Source organism: Halalkalicoccus tibetensis, from assembly GCF_037996645.1.
In the GTDB taxonomy this organism is placed as follows: domain Archaea; phylum Halobacteriota; class Halobacteria; order Halobacteriales; family Halalkalicoccaceae; genus Halalkalicoccus; species Halalkalicoccus tibetensis.
Genome location: NZ_JBBMXV010000015.1, coordinates 1 through 14,121, shown reverse-complemented (window position 1 = coordinate 14,121; position 14,121 = coordinate 1). Strand labels below are relative to the sequence as shown.

General features: G+C 52.9%; 12 protein-coding genes. 8 read left to right on the top strand and 4 right to left on the bottom strand.

Translation table 11 applies throughout. The features are described 5' to 3' along the window. The first annotated feature begins 282 nt into the window (after window positions 1-282). The 4 genes from WOA58_RS18945 (at window position 283) to WOA58_RS18930 (ending at window position 2,653) form a co-directional block, all read left to right on the top strand. On the top strand, window positions 283-600 hold the full coding sequence (locus WOA58_RS18945; protein WP_340605856.1) for a toxin-antitoxin system TumE family protein: 318 nt from the start codon (window positions 283-285) through the stop codon (window positions 598-600). Further along, window positions 578-1,003, top strand: a complete 426-nt coding sequence (locus WOA58_RS18940) for an HVO_A0114 family putative DNA-binding protein (RefSeq protein WP_340605857.1) — start codon at window positions 578-580, stop codon at window positions 1,001-1,003. The genes WOA58_RS18945 and WOA58_RS18940 overlap by 23 nt, the downstream gene beginning before the upstream one ends. Before the next feature lie 517 nt (window positions 1,004-1,520). After that, window positions 1,521-2,141: a tyrosine-type recombinase/integrase gene (locus tag WOA58_RS18935; protein WP_340605859.1), complete on the top strand. Its 621-nt coding sequence runs from the start codon at window positions 1,521-1,523 to the stop codon at window positions 2,139-2,141. A 119-nt stretch (window positions 2,142-2,260) separates the two neighbouring features. After that, window positions 2,261-2,653 carry a hypothetical protein gene (locus tag WOA58_RS18930; RefSeq protein ID WP_340605860.1) on the top strand — a complete coding sequence of 131 codons (393 nt, stop codon included), beginning with the start codon at window positions 2,261-2,263 and terminating at the stop codon, window positions 2,651-2,653. 1,851 nt (window positions 2,654-4,504) lie between these two features. Here WOA58_RS18930 and WOA58_RS18925 read toward each other — a convergent pair. Together WOA58_RS18925 and WOA58_RS19180 are read right to left on the bottom strand one after the other, a co-directional pair. Continuing rightward, a complete protein-coding gene (locus tag WOA58_RS18925) occupies window positions 4,505-4,672 on the bottom strand; it encodes a hypothetical protein (protein ID WP_340605861.1) in 168 nt (55 codons plus the stop codon). Window positions 4,673-5,773: 1,101 nt separating this feature from the next. Next, a complete protein-coding gene (locus WOA58_RS19180) occupies window positions 5,774-5,908 on the bottom strand; it encodes an AbrB/MazE/SpoVT family DNA-binding domain-containing protein (protein WP_390220993.1) in 135 nt (44 codons plus the stop codon). A 125-nt stretch (window positions 5,909-6,033) separates the two neighbouring features. Here WOA58_RS19180 and WOA58_RS18920 point away from each other — a divergent pair, with 125 nt between their 5' ends. Together WOA58_RS18920 and WOA58_RS18915 are read left to right on the top strand one after the other, a co-directional pair. After that, window positions 6,034-6,624 carry a DUF4352 domain-containing protein gene (locus WOA58_RS18920; RefSeq protein WP_340605862.1) on the top strand — a complete coding sequence of 197 codons (591 nt, stop codon included), beginning with the start codon at window positions 6,034-6,036 and terminating at the stop codon, window positions 6,622-6,624. Between the two features lie 4 nt (window positions 6,625-6,628). Beyond that, the gene (locus WOA58_RS18915) at window positions 6,629-7,114 is read left to right on the top strand and encodes a hypothetical protein (RefSeq protein ID WP_340605863.1); all 486 of its coding nucleotides are present in this window, start codon (window positions 6,629-6,631) and stop codon (window positions 7,112-7,114) included. Window positions 7,115-7,175: 61 nt separating this feature from the next. On the opposite strand, the gene WOA58_RS18910 is transcribed toward WOA58_RS18915, so the two are convergent. Next, entirely contained in the window at window positions 7,176-8,765 is a 1,590-nt protein-coding gene (locus WOA58_RS18910) for a hypothetical protein (RefSeq protein WP_340605865.1), read from the bottom strand. Between the two features lie 843 nt (window positions 8,766-9,608). On the opposite strand from WOA58_RS18910, the gene WOA58_RS18905 reads away from it, so the two are divergent. Next, window positions 9,609-10,319 (top strand): GNAT family N-acetyltransferase, encoded by a 711-nt coding sequence (locus WOA58_RS18905; protein ID WP_340605867.1) that lies wholly within the window; start codon window positions 9,609-9,611, stop codon window positions 10,317-10,319. A gap of 365 nt (window positions 10,320-10,684) precedes the next feature. Here the strand turns inward: WOA58_RS18905 and WOA58_RS18900 are convergent, their stop codons facing one another. Beyond that, entirely contained in the window at window positions 10,685-11,254 is a 570-nt protein-coding gene (locus WOA58_RS18900) for a GntR family transcriptional regulator (RefSeq protein WP_340605869.1), read from the bottom strand. Between the two features lie 1,196 nt (window positions 11,255-12,450). Between WOA58_RS18900 and WOA58_RS18895 the strand changes: the two genes are divergently transcribed. Beyond that, window positions 12,451-13,623 (top strand): hypothetical protein, encoded by a 1,173-nt coding sequence (locus tag WOA58_RS18895; RefSeq protein WP_340605871.1) that lies wholly within the window; start codon window positions 12,451-12,453, stop codon window positions 13,621-13,623. Window positions 13,624-14,121 lie beyond the last annotated feature (498 nt).

The window sequence follows — 14,121 nt, the reverse complement described above, 5'->3', positions numbered from 1 at the left end:
GGCCGTAGCATACTCGCGGATTGCCTCGATGATGATGCGCTATATTGAGTTGACACTGAGTCGATACTTGGTTTCTGTCTGACCTCTACGGGTGGTGACGGTGCGAACGGCTAACGGTGATGTCATTGCCACCGAGAATCGACGACTTGCGTCCCGCGGCCGTATTGTGTTCGCCACCGGATACTGATGCGCGGACACCACTAGCTAGATTGGTGCGACCACATTTGTGGGTGTTGGAGGCAGGGACAACACTTAACATGTTGGGGATCATAACAACACTTGATGCCGGAGGATGATGATGCAACGTTACTCCTCGAAACACGGCAGAACTTTGGCGACACCTACGCCGAAGTCCGTGCATGGGATGTTCCCCCGTCGGAGCGATACCCGGACGGGGTCCACTACTCGATGCAGTACGGTACGACCGACGGCAGTCTCATCTTTCGCTACGATAACTTTCCTGACCACCCCGGCGCGGCGGAACACCACAAGCATATCGGCGAATCTCGGGTTGAGGACATCGATTTCCCCGGTGTACTCGACCTGTATCGACGGTTCAAAGCGGAGGTAAATGATCATGAAAACGGACAATGGAAATGAGACAGAATCAGACGAGCGCGTGCTGCACATCCGCTTCAAGCAGAGCGATAGCGAGTCGGTTGAAGCAGCACTCGCAGCGCTCGACCAGGGAGAGACACCTGAACCATATCTCGAGGTCGTGTTTCACGATCCCGTGCAATTGCATCAGGTGACTCGACCGAAAAACTTGGAGTTGTTGCAGGTGATTACGAGCGAGCACCCCGAGAGCATCCGCGAAACAGCCCGAATCGTTGAGCGGGATGTTCGACAGGTCCACCGGAATCTGAACGAGTTAGAATCGCTTGGACTGATCGATCTCGATACAGTCGGACAATCCAAGCGGCCGACGGTCTGGTATGATTCTATCTCGGTCGATCTCTCACTAGATCACCCGGTCAACGACAGACGGGGCGTAAAAGCGTAGCCCCCAGAGACGCTATAACGTCTGGCCGACCTGATCTGTCAACGACTGCCGACTGAGGTCGCACTTTTCGCAGACCTGGAAGCCGTGCTCTTTTTCACGAACTCATGGTCCGCCGGGTCGCATGCTCTCCGCTTGAACGGCGGGTCCTCTCCGAGGGGCATAATCGACGGTTCGCGACACACCGGCATAGGCACTGGGGAGTGAGTCGCCCCGAGTAGCCGCCATGCTCGCCGGTCTATTGAGGGGCTCTCTAGTTGGAGGCGTCCAACACCGAGGCTCGGCGACCGGTCAGCGGGAAATTACACCACTCCTCGAGGATGCTAGACGAAAGCACGTCGCCACCGAAGTATCAGCCGCCAACGGTACAGATACTACTCTGTAGAGGTACTGGACCTTTTGATAGTTCATGGAACGCAATCATGTCATATAGTATAGCGAGTTTCCGTGCTTGCCCGAAAACCGGAAACTCAACAAGCTATAATACCCTCGCTCGAGATCAGACTTATATACCACACCTATGAGCGAAACTGGCTCACGAAACTCGGCAACTCAGAAACAAGCCAAAACCTGGCTCACCCCAGAACAGATCGAACACATCCGCGACGCCTGTCTCTCCGACTCGTTCGCGACCTACCTCCAAGATCGCAATGAAACGCTCATCGTTCTCCTTGCAGATACTGGGCTTCGCGTTAGTGAATTGGTCGCGCTCAACTGGGAGTATCTCGACCTCGATGCTGAACCCGGCGAGCTCTATCTACCGAGTGAGATTCAGAAGGGCAATCCAGGAGCCTCCTACCTTGATCTCGCCGACGAGAGCCGTCGGCAGCTCCGTCGGTATCAGAACCGCGTCTGGAAAGGGAGCAAGGCGCTGTTCCCCTCGCGCCAATCTGACCGCATGACCGACCGCTCTGTCCGCAATGTCGTCACACGTGCTGCTGAGGAAGCAGGCGTCCGCCCCTATCGGATCGAAGGGGGACGTGGTGAGTCACACGAAGTGTCGCCGCATACGTTCCGCCACTCGATCGCGTTTCGAATGATCCGACGGGAGAACAAGCGCCTAGAGGATGTGATGCTCCGCCTTCGTCATGCAAATTTGCAGACTACAGACGAGGTATATGGGCACTTCCGCAGACGATAACTCTGAACCCGACCCCTGCTCATTTGCACAGACTGCCAAGAGTCTCAAGTACGATAACTCTCTAAATATCAAATAACCGATAAGTTTATCAGTCTCTAGTTCCTAGATTTAGGTGGAAGATGTCGGAAGCAAGCTACGCTGGAAGCAACGAGATGCACACTGAGGACGAGCTACTGGCGGATGTCCTTGAGAGGAGTGCAGAACATCCAAACTGGCAACCTCGCGAGAAAGAAAGTAGCATTCACTTCGACGCAAAAAGTGATAGCTACACGATCACCTCCTTCAACCGAGGGATTTACCGCAACCTCCTCAAGCGTGATGACTTCGAGCTCAAATGGCTTGTTGGGCTGGCTGAAGACGGGACAGAAGAACGCCTCGAAACGCTCAAGCAAGCAGCTGAACGACCTGCCCTCCAGATTGTGGGTGCCGTCGGGACGCTTCCCCTTAGTACGTTGAAAATGGGTGCCGGAAGACAGTCCGACCATCTCTCACGCGTAGTCGGCACATACTGAGACAACGGACAGAGGGTTCACACTGGTGATGTGATCAACGCTATTGGGAATACTGAGCCTTCCCAGGCAACTATCATCACAAGTAACTCCAGGTGGTTAGGACCGTTCCTGATCAACTCATTTGACCTCAGAATCGATTTACACTAAATATGAGGTTAGCTCGTAGATCACTCAGGCAAGTACTCGAGGGACCGACCGACCAATGACTTGTTGAAGACGAACTGACGCTACTGAGAGTACAAGCAAAGGGTCCACACTGATGATGTGATCAACGCTACTGGGAACTGTGAGTCTAACCCAGGCCCTCTATCACAACTGACTCCAAGAGCTAGAGTGGCTTGTCAGTCAACAACGTGGAGCTATTGCGTCCTACGGACCCGCGAGAAGGATGGGCATTCCGACTCCCGTGTTTCATCGGAACGTCCCCGATCAGCTACTACGATGTCAATGAATGGATGATTCACGAAGGTAGCGCTCCCGGAGGGGTTAAGATCTTCACCCATCTCCCCCTCAATCTTCAGTGGGGGGTTAAGATGGAAAACCGCATGAGTACGGCGACTTCGAAAGACGATCTTAAGGATCTTAACCCCTTGAGGGGGGTGTGTCTGTGTGGGGAGCCCGCGCTGGCGCTGGTGCGCCCGCACGCGCGCACCAGCCAGCGCCCGCGTGTATAACACACACCCCCCTGGCACCCTTAATATCCTTAAGATCGTATTCTTATCCCTACGCCCTACTGTGATTTTGCGTCTTAATCCCCCGGTTAAGATCGAGGGAGGAGGGATGAATATCTTAAAGTGAACTATGCTCATATATTACTTATTTGTCATTAAACTGTGTTGGCCGCCATGTTTGAATTGAGAATCCTCCTGTCGCCATCACTGGCCATCAAAGACCGCCTGATGCTCCATAATCACAAAATCGTCCACAGCGTCCTCGCATGTCCTATTGTGCAAAAGGTTCCATGGGGGTTGTTTGTTTTCTCGGATTTTATTCTTCACACTCTGAGAGCAGGTGATGATTCATATCAAGCGTGTATACCTTAGAGATCTTCGTAACGAGATGTAGCAAGAGCCGGGCTGCCGAAATGTGCGGTCAAGTCGAGACAAGTGCACGCGCTGAGCTACGGTTGATAGGACACGTGATGTAAGGACGCTGTGGACGATTTTGTGACCACGGAGCGTCAGCCGGTCTCTAATGATCAGTGAATCAGATGGTCTCAAATATCACAGCCGAATGGCGACGAGAGGATTCTTGACTCTGACATGGCAGCCGATACGTCTAGTGACAAGTAAAGAAGGTATGAGAGCTATTCACTTTAAAATTTGCACCCCTCCCCCCGTCGATTTTCAGTGGGGGGTTAAAACGCAAAACCACAGGACGGCGTAGGGAAATAATACCGATTTTCAGGATTTTAACCCCTTAGAGGGGGTGTGTTATAACGCGCGCGCTGGCTGGTACGCGCCCGCGCGCCAGCGCCAGCGCGGCTCACACACAGACACACCCCCCTCGCACCCTTAAAATCCTGAAAACGGCTTCAGATTCGCCGCTCCCTCATGCGACCTTGAGTTTTCACACCCCCGTGAAAATCGGAGAGTGGGGGGTGCAAATTTTAACCCCTACCGGAGCGCTGCTTGCATGATCACCGTGAATCAAGTTGTGTGAGATTGTAACACTCGCTGGCGGTCCATTCCCACCGGTCGCCGACTCATATCACGTGCGACCTCTCCGATTTGAGTATATTTTCAACCAGAAATACAGTAGACGATCGAACGTGTCCCGTCGGCGGATACGTTCGCGCCGATCACGTCGGGGTTTGCATGTGTCGGGTCAACGAGCAGGGACTCGGCGCGTTTATCGATCCGCGTCGTCGGCGTCGGATAGAATATTCCGTTCGATGAGTTCAGATTGAAACTGCGCGGCATCTTCGAGCATGTGTTCGCACCACGGGCACGCAATGCCTTCGAGCATGGCGTCGCCGGGAAAGCCGCCCCGACACACCGGACATGTCCATTCGCTCATAATCGTCGTAGGGGTGCAATCGATAAAGCGCTCGCGATCGCATCGATCCGCTGCTCGACGAGCAGGGCGCATCTTGTTCAACACTCGCCTTTGACAAGCCGCCGCTGTTGCACAAGGTCGAGTTTTCGTTGAGCTACAGAACCAGAGTACACAGTCAGTCCTATGAAGCGTTACGGACGAATGTTGTGCAAGGCTTGGCGTTCTTTATATATTCAACCGCAAGTTACACTTCGTTTGCATCCATGCCATTGCCGCTATGCGGTTTGCACTTTAGAGTGAATCAAAAGTGGATCCATCATTGTTCCGCGTGCGGCAGACCGTCCGGCGTCTGATACACTCGGAGCTCGCGAGCGAGTCGGCGCTTTCGACGACTGATAGTGAAGTCCGCTCGAAGAGCCGCGTTCAATCGATGGACGGTGTACGTCTCCCCAGTCGGTTCGTGCGTCTCCTCGTGTTCGAGAACCCACCTGCGCTTGAATGAGTCAACCGACGCACAGTCCTACATATGTGCGAGTGTGCCCGCCTCTCGAGCCTTCGCTTCGACCTCGCTATCAGGGAGGTCTGCCTTTGAGCGGTTGATGTAGTTCTCTGTTAGTTACCCACTCTTTCGCCTCTCCCCACAAACGCTCGTAGTGCTGTCCCCAGTCGCTAAATCCCGCGTGGATCCCCGCGTTGAAGTTGCCCTTCGGCGCTCCTCCGCCCGAGTTGCCAACCGCGTTATCGTTTCCAAGAGGTGCGCCGTGACTCGACGGCGGCCCGTTCCAGTCGTGCATGAAACACGGCCCGCCGTCCGTCCGTCTTTGACACTCTGTGCCACTATCTGTTGAAACGCCACACGTCGGCATGACTTTGTGTTTGTTCCGTTTCCAGAAGTCACCTTCCCCAGAAATCCGCAGTGATGACGTTCTACCCTAGGATACCCAACTCCGAGTGACTTCGCCAGTTCCTGAGATCTTGACGAGTGTCTCAAGGACGCGGTCTGGTGCGAACCCGTGTTTATATAATTCATATACCTACGCGCCACCCCTAATTCACAATCACGCCTATTTATCGCGTCTATAGCATTGGACCCTTGTTGGGTGATCTAAAGACCAAAGCAGACTATTCGTCTTCAGATATATGTCTTATAGTTAACTCGATCCGATCTCCCACCTCTAGCCCTAGTTCGCATCGGATATCCTTCGGTATCGTAATTTGGCCTTTCTCTCGAAGGCGTGGATAGCATTTCGCCGCCATTAGTCCACATGGTCCACATGCAATTATAGGCCTTATCACTCTCACACTTCGTACTTTTCCGAAAAATCGGAAAGCGTAAGTGTTGGGTGTATGATGGACTTGTCGTGCAACGGAGAAATTTCATTGTGACATGTGGAGCAGCAACGACCACCCTCTTAGCCGGCTGTGCAGGGTCTGACGATGACGAAGAGGAGAATGGGGAAGACGAAGAGGAGGAAGAAGAACCCGCTGAGAACGGCGATGCGGATGAAGAAGAGAATGGAGAAGAAGAAGGAGAGGATGCGGAATTCATCGATGAGGCTGATGACCAAGTCGAACTCGCGTATGGTGAAGAAGCCGAGCATAGTAACGGTATGATCGCCGTCGCCCACGGATTCGAGTTCGAAGACCAGCTCGGCGATTTCGACGAACCTGACCAAGGCCAGTTCGCGCTGTTGGAGTTCGAAGCCAGAAACGAGGGAGACGAGGCCGAGCGAACGCCGTCGGCTTGGCAGGACATTGTCCTCCTACACGATGACAGCCAGTACGATTCGGAGTTCGTCTCTGATATGGGGGGGCGCGAAGAGTATGACGACGGCGAGATCCAGCCCGATGTTACACGCGAAGGATACATCGCCTTCGACGTTCCCGGCGATCTCGATGAGGGCGATCTTGATACATTGTGGCATGATGATTTCCTTGGGGCCGATATCGACGTCCGCTGGACGGCAAGCTAATAAGATGGCTCACCAAGACTCAGCTGAACCGGACAACGTATCCACCGAAGACGTGCCGACTGCGGAGGAGGACCAGTCAGGCGGAATTCGTTGGACGATGGCAATTACGGCGAGTGTAATGGCGCTAATCATCGGTGGGCTTGCAGCATGGGCAACTCTGAATTTTGGAATCGCTGCAATTGTATTTCTTATTGCTACAGCGGGCAGTGGTTATTATTTGTATCAAAAACGGATCCCTAGCGAAGCAATCGGATCGGGACTCTGGATTTCAGCACTTGTTATGTTGTTATTGCCGATTACATTCTACCTACCAGCGATTCTTGGTACGGACGGCGCAGAAAGCGCAGAGGCTGCTGGAACATTCATTGGATCGATAGCGGGCCTTCTCATTTGGGGATTCGTTTTCCTAATCCTTGCAGTCGTCACTGCTGCAATTGGGTACTTCTTCAAGCGGCGAGCTAGCAAGAAACTCAGCAAGGATACTGCATAGGACCTCCTTCTGGGGTTTTTAGGAGTGCGTAAAAACAAACGCCAGCGGAAGTCGGCTGTAGTTAGACTACGAGTGCGGGCTCATCGCTCGGTTCGCCGTCATCGTCTGGGCCGTTCTCTTCGTTCTCTTCGCTCCCTTCGTCCTCGTCAGTCTCGATCTCCACCGTCTCTTCGACACCGTCAACGTGGTAGCTCGACGGAATGGTCTGTTCGTTGACTCGGATTTCAGTCATGGTCGAATCGCTCGGGACCGAAGTAACACTCGTAAAGACCACTTCGCCGTTCGCGTCGGTTACGCCGGTGTCGATCTCACCCTCCGGTGGTCCGGCTTCGACCTCCTGGCCCTCAACGGGCTCGCCAGCCTCATCGACGACCGTCACGGTAAGCGTCTGCTCGTACATCTCATCCCGGTCAGTATCAAGCCCGACAGTGATCCCGGTGTCGCCTTCGATGAGCGTCGATCCGTGATACGTATCGTAGGCTTCGTGATCGACGGTCACGTCATATCCTCCGGCATAGGCGGTCGTACTAACCTCGCCATCTGAGTCAGTCTCACCACCGAAGCCAGCCTCACCGGTCGCGGGGTGATACTCGCCCGTCGCAACGATGGTCGCGCCCTCGAGCCGCTCGTCGTTGGCCTCGTCGACGACCTGGATGGTCACGTCATGCTCATCCGGCACCGGAGGCGCAAGGCCTCCTAGCAGGACAGAGGTATCACCGTCGACGGTCACGTACTGCGTCTCTTCACCGCCGCTGTTGTCTGTTCCGTGGACCTGATACTCCCCATCCGGCACGTCGAAGGTTGCGATACCATCGGCGTTCGTTTCGCCAGTCCACGTCTCGCCGTCGTACTGCTCAGTCTCGCTTTCGCCGGTGACGGTGATGCTAGCGCCCTCTACCGCAGAGGCTTCACCGGCGTGGACCTCCAGTTGTGAGGTCTCGAGGTCATCATCGTCTCCGTCGCCGTTCGCGTCGGTGTCGCCGTTGTCCGCGTCGCCGTTCTGATCAGTGTCCCCGTCACCGTTCGTGTCCGAATCCCCGTTGTCAGCATCACCGCCATAGTCGTCTCCGTTACCCCCGTTCGCCTCGGAATCGTCGCCGTTCTCGTCCGGGGCATCAGTGTCGCCGTTGGTGCTGGTGTCCTCGTCTGAGTCGCTATCGCCGTTCTCAGCGGGTTCGCTTTCGTCCTCGCCAGAGGCATCACTGCCCTCGTCGTCTCCGTCAGCGGACTCGCTATCGTCTGTAGACTCCTCGAGCGAGTAGTCGGGCGACTCCTGCTCTGTGGATTCGTCATCGGTGGCGCTATCGTCAGTTGCTTCTTCGGAGTCGTCGGTGTCTTCAGCCGAGTCGTCTACACCGGTGTCTTCGGACTCTTCATCTGGGGGCTGAGCCTCCGAATCACCGTTGCTCTCGTCCAATTCGGTAGCATTGCCAGTATCTCCTTCGTCGGCATCGACGCCGGTATCGCTTCCAGCCTCATTGCTATCGGACTCTTGTTCTTGTTCATCGCCCTGTGCGTTTTCGAGATCGTCAGCTTCGTCAGGTTCTGGGTCGTCGTCTCCGACCGGGCCATCTTCTCCCCATCCAGCGCACCCTGCGGTGAGCATCATGAAGACGGCGGCAACGACTGCCAGTGTGCGTCTTGCTGTCACTATAATAGATCTGTTGTATAGGTGTGTTAGTGTTTTGCTGTTGCCGTTTTAGAACGATCTATTTTTTATCATCTATCAATTGGGTCAGGAGAAGTACGAGAGTAGGACATCGCCCCTTCTCTCACTCGCAGGTTTCACGCGTCCAAGCAAACCGGTTAGCTTCGTCGGTCCAATAGAATCGTTCTCAACCCGCCTCAGAGAGTAGGAGACTAATATCTGCGGTATGGGCGTGAGTGTCCGTATCAGCCTAATGCTATATGATTCAGTTGCAATGGCTGCTGAAAGGGGTTAGTGTATTCCGTTTCTACTCTCTTCGCTTCCGATGAAGACGATGTCGTCGGCATACGCTTCGTCCGGGTTCGAGCCGTCCGAGGACACCCAGACGCTCGCCCGGAGTGTCCCATGGAGGTTTGTTTTCTTGAGGGAGGCCCGCGGGCGGCGACCACCGCGGCCGGGACCGCATACCGCCACCGCCATCCTGCCGGCGCTCTGTCAGGATAGGAAAGCTGTCAACGAATCTTGCTCAACCTTGTGCAACATCGGCACTCTTGAAGGGATTGTTGCACAAGTCATGGTGATCCAAACCCGATTAGCCGCCTAATCAAATATCCACAGAATAGTCTTATGAGGGGGACTTTCTAAAAGGAGTATCCCGCCCCAGGAGACTCAGAGAACACAGTCTAGGCAAACCGACGTTCACCAATCGGACATGAACCGACGCGTTTCCGAGAATCCCTCACGGAAACGTTGACCGCGATGTCGCTGTTGGCTTCACCATGTTCAGTTGATCGGTGATAGACGTTGAACCATAGATTTATTCGGTTCTCTTCAGACCCGTTTGCTGTGCAATTCATCGATGAATCCGTGTGTCTCAGAGGGTGTTATTCGCACGAAGCTCCGACTCTCGACGGTCCTAAAGACGCGGTCCAAGTCCGCTGTCTCACGTGTGGATCGGATCAACAACTCACAATCGAGCGGGTCAAAGACTCTGACATCAAGTACTGGGTCTGTCAAGAGGATCGCTGTCTCAATATTCTCGCACTCTATCGCGATGGGGTCATTCATCAGCCGATCGAACTGCTTCAATTCCCGGGGAACTTCGTTCAACATCGAATTCACGAGCCCCGGGATATCGGCGGTATCACTGTCGACTCATCGAATTGGACCTGGATGACTGATGCCGTCTGGTTGGCGAACTGGGCAGCGAAGGCCACCGTCGATCATATCGGCCGCTTTCGGATCGGCATCCACAGTGCGATCCTTGCGTTGGATGGAGGAGATGTTATTGGCTACCTCGCCTACTGTCCGACGAGCGATGAAACCGAGTTAGTGCTTCGCCATCTCTACCTCGCAGAATCCTATCGAAACCAGGACATCGGTAGCGCACTTGTCAAGTTCTGGTGGGACGAGATTGGTGCGCCTTGGTACGGCGAAGAAGCGGCTGACCACTACTTCGTCGAGAGTCCCAATTCGGCGATGAAAGAGGTGCTGCGATCGGTCGGCCACGCGAAAGGGGATGACGGTCCGAATGCCCATATCCATCAGGTGATGTAGGACTAGCGAGCGTCACCGCCAGAAAATACTGCCTATTAATACTAATAGGTAGCACTCGATAGTCTCTCTCCTAATCTTATCTGTTTTTCTCGTTGTTCGAGCCAATCCATCTAGCGGGCAATGACGCTCTTTGCGTTCGCCGGTAGTTACCCGACTCGTTGCCTTTCGATTTTGCTTCAAGGAACTGGGTAAGTCCCTCCTGGAGTAAAGGAGGGCTAGATAAGGTGGCTGAACCCTGGTTGGGGATCTGGCATTGGGTTGGATGAGTCGAGGACACGGAGGATGGTAAATCTACTTTCGATTAAGTAATCAAAAGCAATCCGCTAATCGGAGAAATGTGACTTCAGGTGGTACAGCGTGTGCGGTTATGTAGTCTGATTTGTATCTGGTCCGTCGTCGTCTCCTACAACTCCGAGTATCATGAGAATCCGGTTGACGAACTCCTCAGTCGTGAGATCGCCAAACAGGCACTCACGCAGCCACTCTACGTCCAGATAGAGCGTAGCCCGGAGGTTATCGCACTCATCATAGAGGGCGAATTTGAATTCCTCAACCGCATCGAAGAACTCATCAGCATCGGCTTCCCGAATCGCCTGGTTGAATGCAGGGACGAGTGCTCGGAGTTCCTCCTCAAGAACGTCCTGATCGGTCGTTTCAACGCTCACACCGAGTTCAAGCGTTCCCTTCTGGAACGCAAGGTATTTTACCTGAATGACATCACTGTCGAGATCAAACTCTTCGCGATCGAATCCGGGAATGCCTTCGTACTCCTCTTCATCTTTCTCTTTTTCCTCATGGTTTGTGGAGTCGCGTTTCTTCTGCACTGATTTCGCATCTTCCTCCTCGTTGTCATGGGCAAAACTAACGCTGGAATACCCAACAAGGGCAGTTGCGAACATAGTACCACTACCGATGAGCATCTGTCGACGCTTCATACACTACCCGTCAACGCGCTAATATATAATTTTTATGTTGATAATAGAATTGATTATTAGCGCAGAGATTAGTTGTTTGAGCCAAATTGACATCGGGTACCGGTCTTGGAGGGTATTTTTTCCAGCAGTTATTCTATTGGCTATCACCAGGCGGCCATTCCTTCCATCGCTTTGGAACGTCCCTGGGAGCGGGCCTGTCTCTACCTAGTCATACGTGTGTAACACTCGCTGGCGATCCATTCCCACCGATCGCCGGTTAGTATCACGTGCCACCTCTCCGATTCGGAGGGGTTTTCTACTATAGCGTTTTTTCAACCATCCGACTGACGGGTATTGTATCCGCTTGAATCGACCAGAAAGCCTATGCCGTGCGTCTCAGTAGCACTGACTGGTAAGGTCCCGAACGTACCTGTTTCATGAGCGTGGACGTCCTTTCGGGGCCTGCCCTCTCAACAAGGCTCGTTACTCCTAAACCAATTGTTTCCTTAGAGAAATCCAAATGTATTTATCACTGTTGTCCTCAGCTACGGCGTCTAGCTTAGGGAGTAAAGAGAGGAATGGGCTGCGCTCATGGTCGTGTGCAGCCACCCTACTGGCGTCGTGAAGGCGCCCCTGACAGTACCTCCGTTGCGTAATCCAGTAGGGTACCATACTGCATTCGAGCCTATAATATAGTGTTTTTGTCGGATGAGGCCGATGTTATACCTTGTTTAAAAGTCCTTAGCTAGATGATTGCTTTCTTTGGTTTGAAAACTTCTGCTTGGCTCACAGATAATTACTTAATGAATGATAACATAACACTCAGTGCCAATAGCACGGCATCCACCAGACATGGTAGACAAACCTACCTATTTCGGTAGGTTTTCGAGGGGGAAATCAATAGGCGATTTGGATATGTGTTCTACCCTGAGTGTCGCCAACCGACAGACAGCGGCGATGTCGAGAATCGAAGCGCGGGACGAAGCACCGATCCACTTTTGAATAGGACAGAAATCAAAAGTAGACCAATCAGGAACCCTACAGTCCGAGTTCTGGTATTCGAGGAGGCGACGATCCTGAAACTGGCACATTGAGGAAATTGACACATACAATATTTTGAGTAAAAGACTTGGCAATAGTGGACAATCTCGCTATATGACCAGGAACCCTTACCCGGAAATCTCAAGGCGGAATTCGTGCCGATACCATCCAACCAGATGGTCATTCGGAAATATAAGCCCCTGAAAAAGCAGTATCTTAAAGATTTTTTCAAGAAGGGCATCAGATGTACCCATATTCCCGAGTTTTGCGATGAGAATGAAGGAATGATAGAATCACCAGCAGACAATCCAGCATTTCGCGGGAGTATTGCAGCGATGACTGGGTCGGATTTTTCAGAGGAGGAGTTCAAAGAGCAATGGCCGCAATTCCACGAAAAAGCTCGCCAGAAGTACTTTGCAAGTTGCTGGCGGCTTGGGACGCGAGAGTTTGTGAATATGTGGCAAAACTATACGTCAGACCCAACGCTGAAGAAGGGATTTGCCATCGAAACGACTGTTGACCAATTCTTACAAGTTCTCCCGACAGAACCCAAAGAGCCTAACCAAGAAGACTCAACAGGTGCAGATTCTCAAATGACTGAGTTCTCTGAATTATATGTAGGTGGAACAGACCACGATATCCACGTTGGCGCTGTTCAGTATCAGCAGCGGGACGCTCCTGATTCTTACCAGACGACTGGATATCAAGCGTCTGTGAACTTTTTCAAAGAGTCATCCTACGATTACGAAGTTGAGTTTCGACTACTCATTAACCCGTTTGACAATGTCCAGATACTTCGGATCGGGAAAAATGGCATTCCAATTAGTCCATCTCCTAATGTCGACGGTATCCATCCATTCTTTCCAATTGACACCAGAGAGATGAAAAATCGGATAGTCTTGGCTCCTGCTGCTGGAGAAGAAGAACGCAGTCTGGTTGAGAACGTACTTGACGACCTTGGGATCAGTCATGGTCCGAACCCTGATGACGACTTAGAGATTGTTGATTCCAATCTTTGTACGACCCCGTATAGCGCAAAACAGCAATACACGGCGGAGTTCAGAGGGACAGCTAATTACGACGAAACAGGATCTCATTTGGAGGATTTCATGCAAGACTTCTTAAAGAGAACTGACGCTGAAGAATGGAGAATAGTCGATTTCACGGAGATCATCCCTCCAACTGGAGGCTTGATCGTTGAAGGCTACCGTCATGCAATGGATTACCCGGGTATACGGGTTGCTGATTATGGCCATGATGGATTGCAGTCTGTCTCCGTGAATCGTAGATTCTGCAATGAGGACTTCCGTAAGAAACTGAAAGAGGAAGCCGAGGAGACGAATTCTTAGATGCTCGATTGAGCGGTGATATCGGCTGGGTTGGCAGGCTCCGAGTCCCTGGAACGCCTTGTGCAACATCGGGGCCTTTCACACGGGGCCGAGTGTTGTACACGGTAGGCTCGGATTTGCACATCGGTTCTGAAAACAGGATTTTCTCGAATGACTCAATGGCACTAAACCGGCACTGTTCGCCGGTTAAGGACGTCGGACGTGCCGCCCATCTAAGTAGTGTCGTGTTTCAGGGACGGCCGAGGGGCCATTTTACACATCGGATTGTCCGTTCGGTGTACAATATGGCGGATCGGGGTTTGTGGACGTGCAACCCCCCGGGGGGAGTAGCACCGGAAGGCACTCCGACAGGTGTCCACCGTCCGCCACGCGTCAGACAGCTATCGGAAGTTTGTCACTGATCTTTAAGACGGCAGGTTGTGAGGTGATACGCAAAGCTACGGAACAATAGAAGCGGAGGGCGGCACCGCGCCGACCCGGACAAGGAACGCGACTTGG